Annotated in this window: 17 protein-coding genes and 1 tRNA gene; 6 read left to right on the top strand and 12 right to left on the bottom strand. The window is 73.4% G+C overall.

The genetic code is table 11. The features are described 5' to 3' along the window. The first annotated feature begins 583 nt into the window (after nt 1-583). Nucleotides 584-823, top strand: coding sequence for a hypothetical protein (locus ACS5RC_RS14050; RefSeq protein ID WP_478344491.1), 240 nt, complete (start codon nt 584-586; stop codon nt 821-823). A gap of 12 nt (nt 824-835) precedes the next feature. On the opposite strand, the gene ACS5RC_RS14045 is transcribed toward ACS5RC_RS14050, so the two are convergent. From ACS5RC_RS14045 to ACS5RC_RS14015, 7 genes are all read right to left on the bottom strand, one after another. Further along, nucleotides 836-1084, bottom strand: coding sequence for a hypothetical protein (locus ACS5RC_RS14045; RefSeq protein ID WP_478344490.1), 249 nt, complete (start codon nt 1082-1084; stop codon nt 836-838). Between the two features lie 83 nt (nt 1085-1167). Continuing rightward, nucleotides 1168-1716 (bottom strand): PAS domain-containing protein, encoded by a 549-nt coding sequence (locus ACS5RC_RS14040; RefSeq protein ID WP_478344489.1) that lies wholly within the window; start codon nt 1714-1716, stop codon nt 1168-1170. Nucleotides 1717-2024: 308 nt separating this feature from the next. Continuing rightward, nucleotides 2025-3026, bottom strand: coding sequence for an asparaginase (locus tag ACS5RC_RS14035; protein ID WP_478344488.1), 1002 nt, complete (start codon nt 3024-3026; stop codon nt 2025-2027). 235 nt (nt 3027-3261) lie between these two features. Next, nucleotides 3262-4413: an MFS transporter gene (locus ACS5RC_RS14030; protein WP_478344487.1), complete on the bottom strand. Its 1152-nt coding sequence runs from the start codon at nt 4411-4413 to the stop codon at nt 3262-3264. A gap of 49 nt (nt 4414-4462) precedes the next feature. After that, a complete protein-coding gene (locus ACS5RC_RS14025; RefSeq protein WP_478344486.1) occupies nt 4463-5758 on the bottom strand; it encodes an arsenic transporter in 1296 nt (431 codons plus the stop codon). A gap of 67 nt (nt 5759-5825) precedes the next feature. After that, complete coding sequence (gene arsC, locus ACS5RC_RS14020) at nt 5826-6251, bottom strand: arsenate reductase (glutaredoxin) (RefSeq protein ID WP_478344485.1); 426 nt, start codon at nt 6249-6251, stop codon at nt 5826-5828. 39 nt (nt 6252-6290) lie between these two features. After that, the gene (locus ACS5RC_RS14015; RefSeq protein ID WP_478344484.1) at nt 6291-6686 is read right to left on the bottom strand and encodes an ArsR/SmtB family transcription factor; all 396 of its coding nucleotides are present in this window, start codon (nt 6684-6686) and stop codon (nt 6291-6293) included. Nucleotides 6687-6754: 68 nt separating this feature from the next. Between ACS5RC_RS14015 and arsH the strand changes: the two genes are divergently transcribed. Next, nucleotides 6755-7501, top strand: coding sequence for an arsenical resistance protein ArsH (arsH, locus tag ACS5RC_RS14010; protein WP_478344742.1), 747 nt, complete (start codon nt 6755-6757; stop codon nt 7499-7501). A 30-nt stretch (nt 7502-7531) separates the two neighbouring features. Here arsH and fcl read toward each other — a convergent pair whose 3' ends face one another. The 3 genes from fcl to ACS5RC_RS13995 all read right to left on the bottom strand — a co-directional run bounded on the left by fcl (nt 7532) and on the right by ACS5RC_RS13995 (nt 10244). Beyond that, a complete protein-coding gene (fcl, locus tag ACS5RC_RS14005; RefSeq protein ID WP_478344483.1) occupies nt 7532-8476 on the bottom strand; it encodes a GDP-L-fucose synthase in 945 nt (314 codons plus the stop codon). 1224 nt (nt 8477-9700) lie between these two features. After that, nucleotides 9701-9785 (bottom strand) — tRNA-Leu (locus ACS5RC_RS14000). Nucleotides 9786-9938: 153 nt separating this feature from the next. After that, a complete protein-coding gene (locus ACS5RC_RS13995; protein WP_478344482.1) occupies nt 9939-10244 on the bottom strand; it encodes a FliM/FliN family flagellar motor switch protein in 306 nt (101 codons plus the stop codon). 92 nt (nt 10245-10336) lie between these two features. Here ACS5RC_RS13995 and lipB point away from each other — a divergent pair, with 92 nt between their 5' ends. Together lipB and ACS5RC_RS13985 are read left to right on the top strand one after the other, a co-directional pair. Then, nucleotides 10337-11062, top strand: a complete 726-nt coding sequence (lipB, locus tag ACS5RC_RS13990; RefSeq protein ID WP_478344481.1) for a lipoyl(octanoyl) transferase LipB — start codon at nt 10337-10339, stop codon at nt 11060-11062. 270 nt (nt 11063-11332) lie between these two features. Further along, a complete protein-coding gene (locus ACS5RC_RS13985) occupies nt 11333-12586 on the top strand; it encodes a GGDEF domain-containing protein (protein ID WP_478344480.1) in 1254 nt (417 codons plus the stop codon). 81 nt (nt 12587-12667) lie between these two features. Here the strand turns inward: ACS5RC_RS13985 and ACS5RC_RS13980 are convergent, their stop codons facing one another. Continuing rightward, complete coding sequence (locus ACS5RC_RS13980; RefSeq protein ID WP_478344741.1) at nt 12668-14767, bottom strand: carbohydrate porin; 2100 nt, start codon at nt 14765-14767, stop codon at nt 12668-12670. Nucleotides 14768-15189: 422 nt separating this feature from the next. On the opposite strand from ACS5RC_RS13980, the gene ACS5RC_RS13975 reads away from it, so the two are divergent. Continuing rightward, a complete protein-coding gene (locus tag ACS5RC_RS13975; RefSeq protein WP_478344479.1) occupies nt 15190-15858 on the top strand; it encodes a TVP38/TMEM64 family protein in 669 nt (222 codons plus the stop codon). Next, entirely contained in the window at nt 15855-17417 is a 1563-nt protein-coding gene (locus tag ACS5RC_RS13970) for a phospholipase D-like domain-containing protein (protein WP_478344478.1), read from the top strand. Before ACS5RC_RS13975 ends, ACS5RC_RS13970 begins: the two co-directional genes overlap by 4 nt. Nucleotides 17418-17537: 120 nt before the next feature. Here the strand turns inward: ACS5RC_RS13970 and ACS5RC_RS13965 are convergent, their stop codons facing one another. Further along, nucleotides 17538-18443 carry an inositol monophosphatase family protein gene (locus ACS5RC_RS13965; protein WP_478344477.1) on the bottom strand — a complete coding sequence of 302 codons (906 nt, stop codon included), beginning with the start codon at nt 18441-18443 and terminating at the stop codon, nt 17538-17540. Between the last annotated feature and the right edge of the window lie 36 nt (nt 18444-18479).

Genomic DNA, 18479 nt, shown 5'->3' with positions numbered 1-18479 from the left:
GCGACGAACAGGAAGCCGGCGAAGAAGACACCCGAGGTGGCGGCCACCGCCACGACTTCGCGGTGCTGAAGGATCAGGTTTTCGGCTGCGGAGGACATGGCGGGGGGCGGTCAGCAGGAGCACCGGGGAACGGAGTCCGACATAGCATTTCCCGGCCCCGGCGATGATGCGGCAAGGTGCTGAGGCGCGGGAGATTCCGGACGAGTCACGATTCTGCAACATCCTGCCGGCGAGGCCGGCCAACCCCTCCGCCGAACCCTTCCGCCGAACCCTGCGCGCCGCCGCGCCGAACCCCTGTGCGCGACGGCGCGGCGGCTTGCGGACGCGGCCCGCGGCCGTGTCGCGTGGCCCTCTCCCCGGCGCGCGGCGCGGCGCCGGTGGCCCGGAGACCCCTGCGCGAACACCCTATGCGCCGGCGCGGCGGCGCCGGATTACGCAGTTCGACCTGTCGGCCGGTGCCGGTCTGTCGCCGAGATCCCGGGAATCGCGTTTGCGGCCGTTCGAGCACCTGATACCATCGGGGCCTATCCGGACCTGAAGAGCCGGAGACGCGCCGTCGCGCGGCGCCGGGGGGTTCGGACAGATGGATCCTTGCAGGGTCAGGCTCACGCCGGCCGAGGCTGCGGCCCTGAGGTCCGCGCTTCGCCTGGGAGAGAGCGCCGAGGAGTTCGTCGCCAGCGCGATCAACGCCGAGATCGGCCGGCGCGAGCGCAGGCCCAAGCAGGGCTTCAAGGCCGTCGGCGTGATGCGGCTCCGGCGCGACGACGCGCCCGACCTGCAGGACGTGGTCGTGATCGGCCGGGAGGACGAGCGCGGGCCCTGACCGACGGCGCCGTCAGGGCGCCGGCCGTTCCACCAGCTCCCGGACGCGGCTCAGGACCTCGTCGCGCGCCACGGCGTCGGGCAGGGCCAGCCAGAGCCGGAGCAGCTCGACCGTGTCGGCAAGCTCCCGGTCGGCGCCCGCCTGATCGGTGAAGGCCCGAACCGGGCAGTCCAGCGTCGCGGCGATCCGCGCCAGGGTCGTGGCCGGACCGGCGGAGATGGCGATCGGCGCGGCCGGGGCGCGCATATCCTCGTGGCTCATTCCGGATTCCTACAGGAGCACCGAGCGGCAGACAACTCGATTGTGCACAATCCAGATCGGCGGCCAGCGGGCCGCCTCAGGCCTCAATGGACGCTGTCCGACCCTTCCCGCCGCGTCGCGCGCAGGACGATCGCCCGCGCCGCGGTGAACAGGGCGGCATCGATCAGCCGGACGAGATCGTCGCTCGCGCCGGCCGCGGCGCTGCGGGCGCTGATGAGGAGTTCGGCGGCCCGGTCGAGATCCGTCATGGCGGCGAACTCCCCCTGCGCCACCGGGGCGTCGAGGCTTCCCAGCTCTGCCGCGGGCCCCTCCGGCGCGTGGGCGGGATCGACCCCGCCGATGGAGCCGAGATAGCCGAGGAACTCCGAGGTCTGCGGGTTGAAGGAGGGCGCCGCCGCATCGACCACCCAGGCATAGGTGCCGTCGTGCCGGCGCAGGCGATAGTGCAGGACGAACGACACCCGGCGCCGGTTGGCGTCCAGGAACGCCCCCCGGATGGCGGAGCGGTCCTCGGGATGGATGGCCTCCACCCAGCCCATCCCGAGACCGTCCGACACGGGCTGGCCGGTGAAGGCGAACCATTCGGGGCACAGGTAGGTCGTCTGTCCGGTGTGATCCGTGACCCAGATCATGTCCGTCCTGAAATCCTCGTTCGCGCCGTCGCCCCGGATTCCGCCCCGCCCGCCGGGAGGCGCCGGGCCGTGGCCGGCGCGCGCCGCAGGGCGCGCGTCTTCGCCCCGACGGAGGGCACGCCTCCCCGGTCGGGACGATCACCCAACCAATACGTGTATTCGATCGATAATCGCAACGAAAACGGGTGCGCTCTTGTGGGGCATGCGCGCGCCGGGTGGGCGCCGGGTGGGGGATGCGCGGGCCCTGTGCGGCCCTGTGGGAGCCGCCGCCCGGCCGCGCCCGCCGGCTCCGGACCTCGGGCCGGACCTCAGTAGGTCGCGAAGATCTCGGCGATCGCCGCCGGATCGCGCGTCACCGTGAGCGCCAGGGCGAGCAGGATCCGGGCCTTCTGCGGGGTGAGATTGTCGGCGCTCAGGATCCCGAGTTCGGCGAGCCGCGTCGTCGCCGGAACGATGCCGCTGCCGGCCCGGGTCGATTGCACCACCACGAGGCCGGCCGCGACCGCCTCGCCCAGGGCGGCGGCCTCCGCGGGCGGCGTCATGCCGGGCGCGAGTCCCGCCGAGACGAGGCCCTGGGCCCCGGCCGCCGCGAAGGCCCGCACCGCCGTCCCGTCCGCATCCGCGTAGGCGTAGGAGACGTCGACCCGCGGCAGGGCGGAGCGGTCGCGGATGTCGAAGGGCGTGCCGGGCGCGTGCCGGCGCTCGGCGCGCCGGTAGTAGCGCACCGCGTCGCCGTCGACATGGCCGAGCACGCCGAAATCCGGGGTGCGGAAGGTCTGCAGGCGCGCCACCGAGGTCTTGGTCACCTCGCGGGCGGCCTGGATCTCGTCGTTGAGCACCACGAGCACGCCGCGCCCGCGCGATTCCGGCGCCGCCGCCGTGCGCAGGGCCGCGACGAGGTTCAGGCCCGCATCGCTCGACAGGGCGCTGATCGGGCGCTGCGCGCCCACCAGCACCACCGGGCAGGCGACCGTGAGGGTGAGGCTGAGGGCGTAGGCCGTCTCCTCGAGGGTGGCGGTGCCGTGCCCGATCACGATGCCGGCGAGGTCGGGATGGGCCTCGGCGAGCTGCGCGCAGAGCACGACGAGATCGCGCCACTCCGCGAAGCCGATGCCCGGGCTCGGCACGGCCCGGAACGGGACCGTCACGATGTCGGCGACGGCGCGCGCCTCGGGCACGCGCTCGAGGATGGCGTCGGGCGAGAGGCGCTCCCCCGTGGCCGTGTAGTCGAGCAGATCGAGGGGCCCCCGGCCGACCGACGAGATCGTGCCGCCGGTCCCGATGAATGCCAGTTTCGGCAAGCGCGCCATGCCGGGTCCCTTCCGCGCGGCGCGCGGAGAGGCGGCCGCCGGCCGGGCTTGTCCATCGGATGGGCGCCGCGATCAAGCCGGGACGGCCCGGGATTTTCGCGCCCGAGATCCCTGCGCTCGAGATCCCTGCACCCGGAATCCCTGCGGCCGCCTTGGCGCGCCCCTCCCGCGGCCGGGGGGCCTCCGCCGGAGCCGCACGGGGCCCCGGGGGCGCCAGCCGCCCCCCGGGGCGGGGTCACGCGGCGGGCGTCCCGCGGGCGCGCCACAGCGCCGCGACGAGGCCGAGCACGGCGAGCGCCAGGACGAGGAGCAGCCACCACAGGGCATCCGGGCCGGCCCGGGTCAGCACGACGGCCGCGGCCGGCGGCGCGAGGGCCTGCGCCGCCAGTCCCGGCCGGGCGAGGCGGCCGACCAGCAGCGGGTAGCGCAGGGGGCCGAACAGGGCGAGCGGCACCGTCCCGCGCGCGATGGAGTAGATCCCGTTGCCGCCGCCGTAGAGCACGAGCCAGATCCCGACGCCGGGCAGGCCGCAGGCCAGGAACCCGAGCCCCGCCGCCACGAGCGCGAACGCCGCGGTCAGCGTCCAGAGCGGGTGATGGCGCCCCTTGAGGGCCATCTCGACCACGCGCGCCCCCACCTGGGCCGGCCCGATCAGCGCCCCGTAGGAGACGGCCGAGGCGAGTGCCACGCCGCGCGCCTGGAGCAGCGCGATCAGGTGGACCGAGACCGTCGCCATGATCGCCCCGCCGAGGATGAGCACCCCGGCCAGCAGCCCCAGCAGCCGGCGGTCGCGGCGGGAGACCGCGCCACCCTCCCCCGGCCGGGCGTCCGCCGCGGGCAAGGCCGCGCTCCGCGGGATCAGCAGCAGCACCAGCGGCAGCGTGACGGCGAGGTGCAGGCCCGCATAGGCGAGGCAGGTCCCCCGCCAGCCGATCCCGGCCACCAGGACGGCCGAGAGCGGCCAGCACACCGTGCTGGCGAACCCGCCCCACAGGGTGAGGGTGGCGATCGCCGGCCGCGCCTCCCCGCCGTAGAGGCGGCCGAGGGTCGCGAAGGCCGGGTCGTACAGGCCGCAGCCCATGCCGAGGCCGAGCACGAGCCAGCCGGCGAGGTAGACCGGCAGCGCGGGCGCCAGGGCGAGCAGCGCGAGGCCGAGCGCCAGCAGCAGGGCGGCGAGCGCCAGGACGGGGCGTCCGCCGTGCCGGTGGATCGCGGCGCCGACCCGCGGCGAGGCGGCGGCTGCCGCCAGCAGGCCGAGCGACAGGCCGCCGACCACCCAGGCCAGCGGCCAGCCGGTATCGGCCGCGATGGGGCCGGCGAGCACCGCCGGCAGGTAGAACGAGGAGCCCCAGGCCAGGATCTGCACCACGCCGAGGGCGGAGATCACCGGCCAGCGCCTGTCGCGGCTCCCGGGCCGGGCCTCGCCCACGGACCGGCTACCGCGCGCCGAGCACGGGCAGCCACGCCGCCAGCGCCAGCAGGGTGAGCAGCAGCACCGGCGGGGTGATCGCGAGGCCGACCCGCATGTACTGCCCCCAGGTGATGCGCTGGCCCTTGCTCGCCAGCACGTGCAGCCAGAGCAGCGTGGCGAGGCTGCCGATCGGCGTGAATTTCGGTCCGAGGTCGCAGCCGATCACGTTGGCGTACACCATCAGCTCGCGCGTCTGCGGCGGGAGGTCCGGCGCCTGCTGGATCGCGAGCGCCCCGACCAGCACGCTCGGCATGTTGTTCATCACCGAGGAGAGGAGCGCGGCGGCGAAGCCCGTGCCGACGGTGGCGACCCACGGCCCGTGGGCGGCGAGGCGGACGAGGCCGCCGGCCAGGGCGTCGGTCAGCCCGGCGTTCCGCAGGCCGTAGACGACGAGGTACATGCCCAGGCTGAACAGCACGATCTGCCAGGGCGCGCCCGACAGCACCGCCCGCACCGGGATCACCCCGCCGCGCCGGGCGAGCCCCAGCAGCAGCACCGCGCCCGCGCAGGTGACGACCGAGACCGGCACGCCGAGGGGTGCGGTGACCAGGTAGGCGAGCAGCAGCGCACCGAGCAGCGGGAACGCGGCCCGGAACACCGCCGGATCGCGGATCGCGTCGCGGGGCGGCTCCAGCGCGCCCACCGGGTAGGTCGCCGGCACGTCGCGCCGGTAGAAGGCCCACAGCACCGCGAGGGTCGCGGCGAGCGAGACGAGATTGACCGGCACCATCACCGCCGCGTAGCGCCCGAACGGCACGCCGAAGTAATTGGCGCTGACGATGTTCACGAGGTTGGAGATCACCAGCGGCAGGGAGGTCGAGTCGGCCACGAAGCCGCAGGCGACGATGAAGGCCAGGGCCGCCGCCGGCCCGACATCGAGCCGCAGCAGGATCGCCAGCACGATCGGGGTCAGCAGCAGGGCGGCGCCGTCATTGGCGAACACCGCCGCGATGGCCGCGCCCAGCAGGATCACCAGGGGAAACAGCCGGCGGCCCCGGCCGCCGCCCCAGCGGGCGACGTGCAGCGCCGCCCAGTGGAAGAACCCGGCCTCGTCGAGCAGCAGCGAGATCACGATCAGCGCCACGAAGGTGAAGGTCGCGTCCCAGACGATCCCCCAGACCACCGGGACGTCGCCCGGCTGGATCACGCCCGTGGCGAGGGCCACGCCCGCCCCGATCAGGGCGCTCCAGCCGATCCCGAAGCCCCCGGGCTGCCAGATGACGAGCACGAGGGTGGCGACGAAGATGGCGAGCGCGAGCATCGGGACGGCGTCTTCCTGGCAGTGGGCGTGATGCGGGCGTGATGCGGGCGGGGGCTCAGCCGGGGGCTCAGGCGGTGTCGACGCGGCGGCCCTGTGCGTCGACGACCGGCGCGCCGTCCTCCTTGGCGAACGCGCCCCGCTGGGCGGGCAGCAGGTCCAGCACGGTCTCGGAGGGCCGGCACAGGCGCACGCCCGCGGGGGCGACGACCAGCGGCCGGTTCAGCAGGATCGGGTGCGCCGCGATCGCCGCGAGGATCCGGTCGTCGCCGAGCGCGGGGTCGTCGAGGCCCAGCGCGGCGTAGGGGGTGCCCTTCTGGCGGAGCAGGTCGCGCAGGGAGAGGCCGGCGCGGGCCGCGAGCTGCCGGATCAGCGCGGGAGCCGGGTGCGTCTTCAGGTACTCGATCACGTGCGGCTCGATGCCGGCGTTCCGGATCAGCGCCAGCACGTTGCGCGAGGTGCCGCAGGCGGGGTTGTGATAGATCACGACGTCCATCAGGCGGTCTCCCGCTCGCCGGTTTCGGGCGCGGCGCGCTCAGGCATGGTCCCGGTCTCCTTCGGGGACGCAGCAGCGCGCGGACGGGTCCGCGTCGGCCATGCCCATCTCCCCCAGGGCCTCGACGGCCGGGGCGCAGACCTCCGGCCGGCCCTGGCAGCAATCGCGCATCAGGAACGCGATCAGCCCGGACAGGGCCGGATAGGCGGCGCTGTAGAGGATCGAGCGCCCCTCGCGCCGCGACATGATCAGCCCGGCCCGGCTCAGCTCCTTGACGTGGAACGACAGGTTGGTGCCCGACACGCCGACCGCGCCGGCCAGGACGCCGGCGGCGAGACCCTCCGGTCCGGCGATGACGAGGGCGCGCACGATGCGCAGCCGGTGCTCCTGGCCGAGCGCCGCGAAGGCGGCGACGGCTTGCTGCTCCGCCGTCATCGGTGCAATATCTCAACCATCATTGAAGTGTAGAGGACGGATCCGCCTTGGACAAGCCCGTGCAGCCCCTGGACAAGCCGGTGCAGCCCTTCGCCGACGGCCTGCCCAACCTCAGCCCGGCGCATTTCGAGGTGCCGACCCTCGACCGCCTCGACCCGGCCCGGCCCTTCGCGCACGCGCCGCGCTTCCTGATCCTGTACGGCTCCCTGCGCGCGCGCTCCTTCAGCCGCTTCCTGGCCCAGGAGGCCGCGCGCCTGCTCGAGGCGATGGGCGGCGAGGTCCGGATCTACGACGCGCACGGCCTGCCCCTGCCCGACGACACCCTCGCCGACCATCCCAAGGTGCAGGAGCTCCGGCAGCTCTCGCTCTGGTCCGAGGGCCAGGTCTGGGTCAGCCCCGAGCGGCACGGCACCCTGACGGGCGTGATGAAGAGCCAGATCGACTGGCTGCCGCTGAGCGAGGGCTCGGTGCGCCCGACCCAGGGGCGGACCCTCGCGGTGATGCAGGTCTCGGGCGGCTCGCAGAGCTTCAACGCGGTCAACGCCCTGCGGGTGCTCGGGCGCTGGATGCGGATGATCACCATCCCGAACCAGTCCTCCGTGCCGATGGCCTACCGGGAGTTCGACGCGGAGGGCCGGATGAATCCGGGGCCGCTCTACGACCGCGTGGTGGACGTGTGCGAGGAGCTGATGAAGTTCACGCTGCTGACGCGGGAGCGGGCCGAACGCCTCGTGGACCGCTACAGCGAGCGCAAGGAGCGCGCGCCCGAGCGGCTCACGGCCGTGGCCGCCGATATCGGCTTCGCCAAGCCCTAGCGCGGCGTGCGCCGCGCGGGGCCGGGCGGCTCAGGTCGCGCGCGGGACGACGTTGGCCAGGAACCACGCATAGGTCTCCGCCAAGCCCGCGCGGAGCCGGACCTCGGGCTTCCAGCCCAGGGACATCAGGCGGGCGGAATCCATCAGCTTCCGGGGCGTCCCGTCCGGCTTGGTGGGATCGAAGACCAGCTCGCCCGCGAACCCGACGACCTCCCGCAGGGTTTCCGCGAGCTCCCGGATCTGGATATCGAACCCGGCCCCGCAATTGATGTGCTCCTCGCCGTGGACCGCATCCAGGCAGAACAGCACCGCCCGGGCCAGATCGTCGACGTGCAGGAATTCGCGCAGCGGCGTCCCGGTGCCCCAGACCACGACCCGGTCGGCGCGCGCGGCCTTGCCCTCGTGCAGCTTCCGCATCAGGGCGGGGATCACGTGGCTCGAATCGAGGTCGAAATTGTCGTTCGGCCCGTAGAGGTTGCAGGGCATGAGCGAGATGTAGTCCCGGCCGTATTGCTTCCGGTAGGCCTGGCACATCTTGATGCCGGCGATCTTCGCGACGGCGTACCACTCGTTCGTCGGCTCCAGCGGCCCGGTCAGCAGGGACTCCTCGCGGATCGGCTGGGCGGCGAATTTCGGGTAGATGCAGGAGGAGCCGAGGAAGACGAGGCGCTCGACACCCGCGCGGTGCGAGCCGTGGATGATGTTGTTCTGGATCGTGAGATTGTCGAAGATGAAATCGGCCGGAAAGCTGGCATTAGCCAGAATGCCGCCGACCTTCGCGGCGGCGAAGATCACGATGTCGGGCCGATTGTCCGCGACCCAGTCGTAGACCGCCGATTGATCGCGCAGGTCGAGGCTCGCCCGGTCGACCCTCAGGATCTCCGCGTCGCTGCGCTCAAGCTGCCGGACGATGGCCGAACCGACCATCCCGCCATGGCCCGCGACCCAGATCCGACGTCCCATCGACCGCACCATGACGTATCATCTCGAGAGGCTCGTGCTGCACCGGCATCCATCCGAGGCGCGGCCGAGGGGCCAGGGTTCAATCGATCGACGACATTGCAGAGAGACATATTGCAGATCGGATCGTCCATACTGCACAGCGTCCGAGATCATCATTTCGCGTCTGAATTATTCTTGATTCCGCCACGCGGAGAACCCGGTTTAGCCTGATCCGCTCCCCGGCATCGATCCATACGCCGAGGGTTCGACGCCGGAACGATCGACAAATAGGCCCGGAGACGAAGATTTTCCAGGTAAAACTGGGACGGGTCGAGAATTTGAGTGCCGTGTCTGCCCGCTGAGATTGTCCTGTGCGCCGCGCGCACAGCTTCTACGGCGGGCGCGCCGTGCCGGCGCGGCGGACGTCTCGGGCCGTCGACCGCAAGCCGGGACGGCCCCGCCAGACCGGCGATGTGCGGGCATGGGTGCCGCCGCGCCGCGGGATCGGCCGTCACCTCCTAGCGCTCGTGCCGCATCCGCATCGGCGGCAGGATCGCGCGTCACGCCATAGGCAGGCCGTGACGCGACCGATCTTCCGGGTAGCCCCACACTGACGACAGGTCCGTGCCGATTTGGGTACGATATGGGCATGATGCCGGACACCGCGCGCCGTTGGCATGGACGCGCCCGGCGGCGACGCTCCCGGCGGGATGGGGATTCATGCGCCGAGCCCGTCAGTCTCCGGGTCCCTCAGGGTGGCGCGTATGGTGGAGGTCCATTTCGGGCCGCCGCGACGGCGGAGTCGCGGGATCGATCCGGCGGACGAGCCAGGAACCTGCGCCCGGTCGGAGGGGGCAGTCGAGATCGGAATGCATCTGCTCCGGGCGCCTCCCGGTGCCGGCCTTGAGCGGATCCACCCAGTCGCCCATGAGATCGGAGCGCGGTTCCGGTATGTGCCGGCGCGACGCGTGCTCGGCCTGCGTGGCCTTATGGCTCCCGCGTTGTTGCCATGCCGTTTTGTGAGCGGGCTGCATCCGCCATGGAAATCGCACCCCTCACCGGCACAGGCTGGCGAGCGTTCACAGGATCCCGGACGTATCGTGCAGAAGAGGAGGCTCGCGCAGAGCACGCTCGCGACGCTCGATGCCCACCGCTGGAATGCGCGGTGACATAAGCTAGCCAAGGATGTTCAGGAAACCCGGCCGGCTCACGGCGCCGATCCGGTCGATCTGAGGGAAAACACCAACACAAAAATTGTGGTGCGGCCAAGAGGACTCGAACCTCCACCCCTCGCGGGACTAGCACCTCAAGCTAGCGCGTCTACCAATTCCGCCATGGCCGCATCGGCACCCGATCCGGGTTCCGTTCGCTCCCCGGATGTCGCCGCTGCGCGGCTCGGGTGAGCGGCGCAGCGGATAACAGATCGGTTCGGCCCCGACAAGCGCCCCGGCGCAGATCTTTGCCGCGCCGGTCCGGTCCGGGGCCGCGCCGGCGGCTAGGGGAAGTCGCCCGCGGTGTCGAACAGGGGCACCGCGCCGTCGCCGATGGTGACGCCGGGCGTGCGCAGGGACTCGGCCTTGCGGATCAACTCCGTCACCTCGACCGAGATGCGGTTGCCCGTCACCACGATCTGGCCGCGGGCGATCGGATGGTCGTTGGCCAGGATCTCGACCATGTCGGATTCCGTCGCCTCCAACTCGATCACCGCGCCGCGGCCCATGCGCAGCAGCATGTGCAGCGGCATGCGGCAGCGCCCCAGCACCACCGTGACGTCGACCTTCAGGCCTTCCAGAACCGACACGCGTGACGCTCTCGCCGAGGAAGCCGGGCGCGGCGCTTGCCTTGCGCGCCGCCCGGTGCTCAGGGAGACCTTCCACGCAACATGGTGAAGCCTTGGTAAACGCGCCCGGATCCCGGCTGATCGTCAGGCCCGAATCCTTCCTGCCGCTTCCGGGCAGCCCGCCGGTGGCGTGGCGGATCAGCGAGGGACTGGTCGGCTACGCGGAGGCGGTGGCCTGGATGGAGGCGCGCGCCGCCGCCATCGCGCGGGGCGAGGCCGACGAATGCGTCTGGCTGCTGGAGCACCCGCCCCTCTACACCGCCGGCACCTCGGCGCGGCCGGCCGATCTCGTCGATCCCGGGCGCTTCCCCGTCCACGCCGCCGGGCGGGGCGGCCAGTACACCTATCACGGGCCCGGCCAGCGCGTGGCCTACGTGATGCTCGACCTCAACCGCCGCCGCACGGACCTGCGCGCCTACGTGGCGAGCCTGGAGGCGTGGCTCATCGCGACGCTCGAGGCCTTCACCGTGCGGGCCGAGCGGCGCGAGGACCGGGTCGGGGTCTGGGTGCGCCGGCCCGAGAAGGGCCCGGGCGCCGAGGACAAGATCGCGGCGATCGGCATCCGGGTGCGGCGCTGGGTGAGCTTCCACGGGCTCAGCCTGAACGTCGAGCCGGATCTCGCCCATTTCTCCGGCATCGTGCCCTGCGGCGTGCGCGAGCACGGGGTGACGAGCCTCGCCGATCTGGGCCGGATCGTCGGCCTGCCCGAGGTCGACATGCAGCTGCGCGCCACGTTCGAGCCGATCTTCGGCGAGACGGCGGACTCCGAGGCGGTCTGATCCCCTCCGGCGGCGCGCATCGATACAATCTCGAATTGAATACAGAGACAATGCAATTTAATAGTTCTCATCGGCGATCCTAAGACACTATTAGGTGTTGGCGCTTAAGCTGACGTCGGATCGAGAGCGCTTCACAGGCATGCGGCTCTTCCGGTGGACATCGAAGGCGGCGCCCGATGCTTTGGGCTGCCGGCCCAGGGCCGTCGACGTCCGTGCAGGCGCCCTGCACGGCGTTCCGCCGCGGCCCTGAGGGAAGGAGGCGCGGCGGCCATGCTCGATCTCAACACGCTCATGGCCGCCAGCGTCGTCTCGCGCATCGCCTTCGTGCTCGTCTTCCTCATCGCCCTGATGCGGCACCGCTCGGAAAGCTACTTCGCGTGCTGGGCCACCGCGCTCCTGCTCTCGCTCGCGGCCTCCGTCCTCCTGCTGGGCGATGCCCCCTCCGTCCCGCTGACGGCGGCCAAGGGCATGGGCGTCTACAGCCTGTATTCCGGCAGTCTCGCGATCGCCTGGGTGGGCCTGCGCCTGTTCCATGCCCGGCCGGTCGGCGCCGCCCTGCCCGTCCTGCTGTCGCTGGTCCCGGGCCTGGGCTACGGGCTCCTCGTCGGCGCCGGCGCGTCGGCGGCCTGGGCCCTCACCTGCGTGTTCGCCGGCATGGTCGTCGGCGCCGGGCTGAACTTCGCCGAGGTCGTCTGGCCGTCGCCCGATGGGCGGCTCTGGACGCAGTACATCGTCGCCTCGGGGTTCGCCTGCTACGGCGCCGTCTTCCTGCTGTCGATCGGGATCGCCCAGTTCGCGAGCGAGCGGATGGCGTCGCCGGAGAGCGGCGTCTACGCCGTCCTCATCGATCAATGGTGCGGCGTCCTCATCCAGGTCGGCTACCTCGCGATGGCCAGCGAGCGCGCGACCCTGCGCTTCGTCCGCCTCGCCGGGACCGACCCGCTGACGGGCCTCCTGAACCGGCGCGGCCTGTTCGCCGCGCTGGGCCGCCGCGCCCGCCCGGCGCTCCTCGGGCGGGCGCGCGCCCAGACCGTCGCGGTCCTCATCGCCGACATCGACCGCTTCAAGGCGATCAACGACGCCTACGGGCACGATGGCGGCGACGCCGTCCTGACCGTCTTCGTGGACCGGGTGCAGAGCGTGCTCAGGAGCCACGACGTCGTGGCGCGCTGGGGCGGCGAGGAGTTCGTGATCGTGCTGGATCGCGCCGGGCTCGCGGAGGCTCTGGCCGTCGCCGAACGGCTGCGCGCGAGCATGGCCGCCGAGCCCTTCCGGATCGGCTCCGCGGCCGTGCCGGTCACGGCCAGCATCGGGGTCTCGCCGGTCGAGGCCGACGAGGCGACGATCGAGGCGGCCATCGCGCGGGCGGATCTCGCTCTCTACGCCGCCAAGCAGGGCGGCCGGAACCAGGTGCGCGCGGCGCCCCGGGAGCCGGCATCCGCCCCACGCACCGACGCGACGGCGCAGGCCCGCGGCCTCGACGGGGTCCCGCGCCTCGGCGAGGCGCGGTCGGGCCTGACCTAGGGCCCCTTCCGGCGCCGGGGGCGCCCGCCCCGCTCCGGCCTCGCCCGCCCCGATTTCACCGGCCCGGCGGACACGCGCCCCTCAGAAATCCGCGTGCAGGCGCGTGCCGAAGACGTGGACCGGGCCGCGATCCTGGTTGTAGGCCGGGCTGCTCACGAGCTGGTAATCCAGCGTCAGGGTGACGAACCGCGTCAGGTTCAGGGCGTAATAGGCCTCGAAGGCCCGCTCCGGCGCGTAGGCGAGGCGCCCGTCGCCGATGAGGAGGCCGAGGCCGCCCGCGGCGAAATAGGCCCGGTGCGCGGGCGAGATCGCGTTCAGGGTGGCGCCGAGGCCCACCGTGTCGAGGGGCCGGTCCCAGGCCGCGCCCTTGAGCGAGACGCCCCCCGAGAGGCTGGCGTCGATGTCGGTGAAGGACAGGCTCTCGTTGCGCCCGTCGTTGAGGCTGGCGCGGGCGAAGATGCCGAGATCGTCGGTCACCGCCTGCTCGAGATTGGCGTAGACGCCGCTCTTGCGGCGCGGGCGGCGGTCGGCCGCCGCCGCGTCGTTCACGTCCGCGAAGAGGCCCGCCTGGGTCAGCCCCACCGAAGCGCGGTAATTGGCGGTGTTGCCCACGTTGGTGAAGGCGCCGAGGCGGACCCGGCCGGGCTGCCCCAGCACCGGCAGGACGTGGCGGGTCTCCAGCTCGATCACGGCGCCCGCCCGCTCGAACACCCGCGGGTCGAGCACGTCGCTGGAGGGCTGCTTCGGCACCTGGGTGTAGGCCGCCCGGACCGCGAAATCCCGGGTGTTGTACTCGACGTAGAGGCCCTGCGTGAAACCCGGGAGGTTGGCCGGGAAGTCCCAGGCGGAGGCCGCCCAGAGCGACCAGTTCATGAAGTCCACGCGCGGGTCGTGGGCGTAGACGTTGCCGTCGAAGAAATCGCCGAGCGCGAACTTGCCGGCCACCACCGTGATGCGCTCGACGTCGCGGCGGGTCGCCACCTGGTTCGGACCGTCCGGCACGTCCTCGGTCTCGCCGCCGAGGCCGAAGGTCTGGCGCACGAAGTAGCGGTTCGAGCGCAGCTTCGGGAACGGCGCGCCGGCCTTCTGCGCCTCGCCGTTGACGAAGCCCGCGATGCCGAGCGTGCGCGACAGGCCGAAGCCCTGGCTGAATTCCGGGTTGTAGTAGACCTCCGTCCCCTCCGCGAGCTTGAGCCCGATGAAGGCGGTGGCCGTCGTCGTCGCCTGCGCCTGGTGCGGCACGAGGCTCTGCTCGCCGCGGTAGGGCGAGCGGAAGCCCGGCACGCCCTGATTGACGAAGGTGGTCTGGCCGTGGAGCGAGATCCGGTCGCTGAAGCCGGTATCGGGATCGTGGGGGGCCGCCGCCTCCGCCTCCGGCGGCAGGCGCAGGCCCTCGGGAAACCACGACAGCCGCGCCAGCATCTGGTTCGAGGTGAAGGCGGCGCGCGTCGTGACCGGGCCGCCGAACGGGCCCGGCACGGCGCCGAGGTCGAAGCGCCCGCTCGAGCCGAGATCGATGTAGCGGTAGTCGAGGCCGAGGGCGAGGTGCGCGCTGATCGCGTATTGCACGCCCGCTCCGAGGGTGAAGCCGAGATACGAGAGGTCGCGCCGGGCGGTCGCCGTCGGACCGCCCGCGAGGTCCGGATAGGTGGCGAGGATCCGCGTCGTCGCCCCGGCGAGGCCGAAGCTCGCGTAGACCAGGGCGCGGTCGAAGCTGTAGCCCAGCCGGGCGCGCAGGAGGCCGTAGAGATCGGTCTTGGCCCGGACCGCGTCGAAGACCGGATCGAGGCCCTCGAAGCCGAGAGCGGCGGCGTCCGAGCCCACCGGCCGCTTCAGGTTCGCGCCCGAGACGTCGGCCTCGAGGCCGGCGAGCCAGGGCCCGCGCTGCCAGTTCCAGCCGCCGAAGATGCCGCCCACCGCCGTCGTCGCCTCGCGCCCGCGGTCGGAGCGTCCGGTGGCGTCGCCGGTGCGGAAGGCCGGAATGGTGCGGCCGCCCAAAGTCGTCGGCCCGAAGCCGAGGGCGCCGAAGGAGGCCCCCGCGCTGCCCTGGAGGCCGAGATAGCCGCCCGACCAGTCCACGAAGGCGGGTGCCCCGGCTTGCGCCGAGACGGGGCGCGGGGCGGCGAGGTCCGCCGCACGCGCCGCGGGCGCGAGAAGGGCGGTGAGCGAAGCCGTGAGCAGGGCCGCGGGAAGACCGGGGACGCGGCGCGTCCCGGCCGGCGCGCCGCTCCGGCCCGCCCGGCGTCCCCTGCTCCCGCTGACCCGCACGCTCGGCACCGCGATCTCCTCCCGGCCAGCGGCCTCGACTTGGAACACAGGCGGTATAGCAAGTGCTATAATGGCCGCAACCGCCCAGCCGCCGGTTCGCCGGGCCGCCCGCCCGTGCGACCGCGACCGTGGCAGATTTGCCGCGTCCTGCGTGACGGGGCGATGACGCGCCGCGAAAGCCGGGCCGCGAAAGCCGGGCCGCGGGGTCGGGCACGCGGCGCCGACGGAAACATCCGGCGGTCACACCCATTGTGCTTTCCGACCGGACGGCGCGCCCCGGGACCGCTGGTCCCGCCCGCGCCCGGCGGGGATCTGTGTCGGAGGAACGGGACGGCGTGCGTCGGGCGGGGTTGCGGGACATCGTGCTGGTGGCGGCAGCCGTCGCGGCGACCGTCGGGGTCTGGATGCTCCTGCCGGTCGGCGCGTGGCTGCGCGATTTCGGGGCCTGGGCCGCCGGGCTCGGGGTCTACGGCCCCCTCGCTTTCGGGGCGATCTTCCTGGCCGCCACGCTCTTGGTGATCCCCTGCACGCCGCTGACCATCGCGGGCGCCCTCGCCTTCGGCTGGTGGGCGCTGCCGATCGTGCTCGCCGCCGCGACGGCGGGCTCGCTCCTGGCGTTCCTCGCCGCCCGCAGCGTGCTGCAGGCCCGCGTGCGCCGGATCATCGACCGGCGCCCCGCCTGGAAGGCCACCGCCGAGGCGGTGGGTGAGGGTGACTGGCGGCTGCTCGTGCTGATGCGGCTCAGCCCCTTCGTGCCCTTCAACGCCCAGAACTACGCCCTCGGCCTCACCGACGTGAGCGTCCCCGCCTTCCTGGTCTCGACGGGGCTGGGCATGCTGCCCGGCACGGTGGTGTGCATCTATCTCGGGGCGATCGGGCGGGCGGCGGGGCAGGAGGGGCCGGTCCACTGGCTCTCCCTCGGCCTCGGCCTCGCCGCGACGGTCGCCCTCGTGGCCCTGACCCGGCAGCGGGTGCGGGCCAAGCTCAGGACACGGAGCGCATGAGCCTCGACCCCGAAACCCGCGCGCCCGAAGACCGCGCTCCCGAAGTCCCCGCTCCCGAGGCGCGCCTCCGCGATCCCGCCCGAACCGCCGCCCCCGGCGCCGCCCGTCCGTCCGGCGGCTCGGCCCTCCGGCCCGGCGAGACCTGCTGGCGGCGGGAGACGGCGCCGCGCGTCGCCCTGCTGCACGACGGGGCGGCCTATTTCGCCGCCGCCCATGCGGCGCTCGCGGCGGCGCGGCGCTCGATCCTGCTGATCGGCTGGAGCTTCGACCCGCGCATGCGCTTCCGCCCGGGCAGCCCGGACGGCGAGACGATGGCCGCGCTGCTGCGCCGCCTCAAGGCCGCGCGGCCCGACCTCGCCATCCGGCTGCTGATCTGGGACATGCCGCGTCCGATCTCCGGGCCCGATGCCCTGAAGCCGGCGGCGATCCGGGCGCAGCTCGGCCCCGGCATCGACTACCGCACCGACGCCACCCTCCCGTTCGGCGCCTGCCAGCATCAGAAGATCCTGGTGATCGACGACCGCGTCGCCTTCTGCGGCGGCTGCGACTTCGAGGCCAACCGCTGGGACACCCCCGCCCACCGCGACCGCGACGCCCGCCGCCGCCTGCCCACCGGCGAGGCCTACCCGCCGCGCCACGACGTGATGATGCTGGTGGACGGGGCGGCGGCGCGCGGGCTCGCCGCGGTGGCCCGCGCCCGCTGGCAGGCCGCCACCGGCGAGGCGCTGCCCGAGACGGATGCGGGCGACGCCGCGCACGATCCCTGGCCCGAGCCGGTCGCCCCCGATTTCACCGCGGCGCCGACGGCCGTCGCGCGCACGCTGCCCGGGGCCGCGCGCGAGACCGAGGCGCTCTACCTCCGGGCGATCGCGGGGGCGCGGCGGGCGATCTACCTGGAGAACCAGTACTTCACCGCGCCGCTCATCGCCCGGGCGCTCGCCGCCCGCCTCGCCGAGCCCGACGGGCCGGAAATCGTCGTGGTGATGGCCGCCTGCAGCCCCAACGGCTTCGACCGGCTCACCATGGATTCCGCACGCCGCGGCCTGATCGCCCGGCTGCGGGCGCAGGATCCCCACGGACGCCTGCGCATCCTGGCGCCCCACACCGAGGGCGGGCAGCCGATCCTGGTCCATTCCAAGGTCGCGGTCTTCGACGACCGGCTGCTGCGGGTCGGCTCGACCAACCTCAACAACCGCTCCTTCGGCTACGACACCGAGTGCGATCTCGCCGTCGAGGCGGAGGGGGGCCCCGGGCACGCGGGTCTGCGCGCCGGGATCGCCCGGGCGCGCGACCGGCTCGTCGCCCATCATGCGGGCTGCCCGCCCGAGGTCTTCGCGCGGGCGGTCGCCGCCCGGGGCAGCCTGCGCGCCGCCCTCGACGACCCGGACCTCGTCGCGCCGCACCGGCTCCGTCCCCTGGTCGCCTCGCCCCGCGGCCCCCTCGCCCGGCTGATCGAGGCGTGGCATCTCGGCGACCCGGACGGGCCGGCCGACGCGTGGCGCCCCTGGCGCCGCCCCCGCCTGCTCGCCCGCGCGGCGCGGGAGAAGCTCGGCCCGTGATGCCCAGTCTCGCCGACCGCGACCCGTGGTCGAGGTCAGCGCGGTCCGGCGGACGCCCGCCGCAGCGCCGTCGCGCGGGCCGACCGCGATGAGCCGGGCTCGTCGCGCTCCGGTCTCAGGTCAGCCCCGCCCGTCGGCGCGCACGATCGCCGCGGCGAGGTCGGCCGCCTGGGCATGGCTGCGGCAGACGAGCCAGAGGTCGTCGTGGGCGGAGAGGGCGTCGTCGAACAGCGCGACGATCGCCCGCGGGGCCGGAGCGAGGTCGGGCCAGCGATACAGATCGAACCCGAGGGCGCGGAACAGCGGCAGCGCCGGGGCGAGGTCCCACAGCATGTGGTTCGTCACCGTGGCGTCGAGCCGGCCGGTGGCCAGCAGCGCGGTGTCGGCGATGGCGCCGCTCTCGCACCAGGGGAAGAAGCCGCGCTCGTAATCCAGGGTGAAGCGCTTGGCCGCGTTGCAGAGCCAGCCGACATGGAAGCTGCGCCCCTCGGACGGTGCCAGGGGGCGCAGGGCGGCGGTGCGCCGCCCGCCCCGCGTCGGCGCCCACCAGGCCCGGCCCGCGAAGGCCGCGAGCATCAGGCCGGCCTGCGCCTCCGGGGGCAGTGCGGCGCCCGGATCCGCGTGGCTCTCGCCCCAGGCCGGCAGCAGGCAGACGCTGGCCTCCGGCGCGCCGTCCCGGCAGGCCGCGACCATCGTGCCCCAGCCCGCGAGCCCGCCCGCGTAGGGCTTGGTGCCGTCGATCGGGTCGCCGACGAAGCTCCAGCCGGGCTCGGCCAGCAGCGCCGCCGCGCCCGCACGGCCGAGCGCCCCGGCGGTCTCCTCCTCCACGAGGCGGGGCCCGAAGCGGGCATGCAGCATCCGGCTGATCGCGAGATCCGCCTCGGTGAGCGCCTGGCCCAGATCGCCGCCCTTGTGGGAGATGCCGAGGCCCGCCGCGCGCAGGGCGAGCGCCAGCGCCCCGGCCTCCTCGGCGAAGTCCAGCATGGCCGCCATCACGTCGGCCAGCGTTGCGTCGGGATCGATCACGGGCGCATCTCGGGGAAGCGACGGGACGGCCATCCT

The sequence above is a fragment of the Methylobacterium sp. HJ2 genome (assembly GCF_056431005.1).
Note: the sequence above shows the minus strand (reverse complement) of the source record. Positions and strands in the feature narration are given on the sequence as shown.

Coding starts and splice junctions, on each gene's coding strand:
- ACS5RC_RS14015 (WP_478344484.1), bottom strand. CDS start 6,686: ATGACGGCGGAGCAGCAAGCCGTCGCCGCCTTCGCGGCGCTCGGCCAG.
- ACS5RC_RS13985 (WP_478344480.1), top strand. CDS start 11,333: ATGCTCGATCTCAACACGCTCATGGCCGCCAGCGTCGTCTCGCGCATC.
- ACS5RC_RS14035 (WP_478344488.1), bottom strand. CDS start 3,026: ATGGCGCGCTTGCCGAAACTGGCATTCATCGGGACCGGCGGCACGATC.
- ACS5RC_RS13970 (WP_478344478.1), top strand. CDS start 15,855: ATGAGCCTCGACCCCGAAACCCGCGCGCCCGAAGACCGCGCTCCCGAA.
- ACS5RC_RS14045 (WP_478344490.1), bottom strand. CDS start 1,084: ATGAGCCACGAGGATATGCGCGCCCCGGCCGCGCCGATCGCCATCTCC.
- ACS5RC_RS14025 (WP_478344486.1), bottom strand. CDS start 5,758: ATGCTCGCGCTCGCCATCTTCGTCGCCACCCTCGTGCTCGTCATCTGG.
- ACS5RC_RS14050 (WP_478344491.1), top strand. CDS start 584: ATGGATCCTTGCAGGGTCAGGCTCACGCCGGCCGAGGCTGCGGCCCTG.
- arsC (WP_478344485.1), bottom strand. CDS start 6,251: ATGGACGTCGTGATCTATCACAACCCCGCCTGCGGCACCTCGCGCAAC.
- ACS5RC_RS14040 (WP_478344489.1), bottom strand. CDS start 1,716: ATGATCTGGGTCACGGATCACACCGGACAGACGACCTACCTGTGCCCC.
- fcl (WP_478344483.1), bottom strand. CDS start 8,476: ATGGTGCGGTCGATGGGACGTCGGATCTGGGTCGCGGGCCATGGCGGG.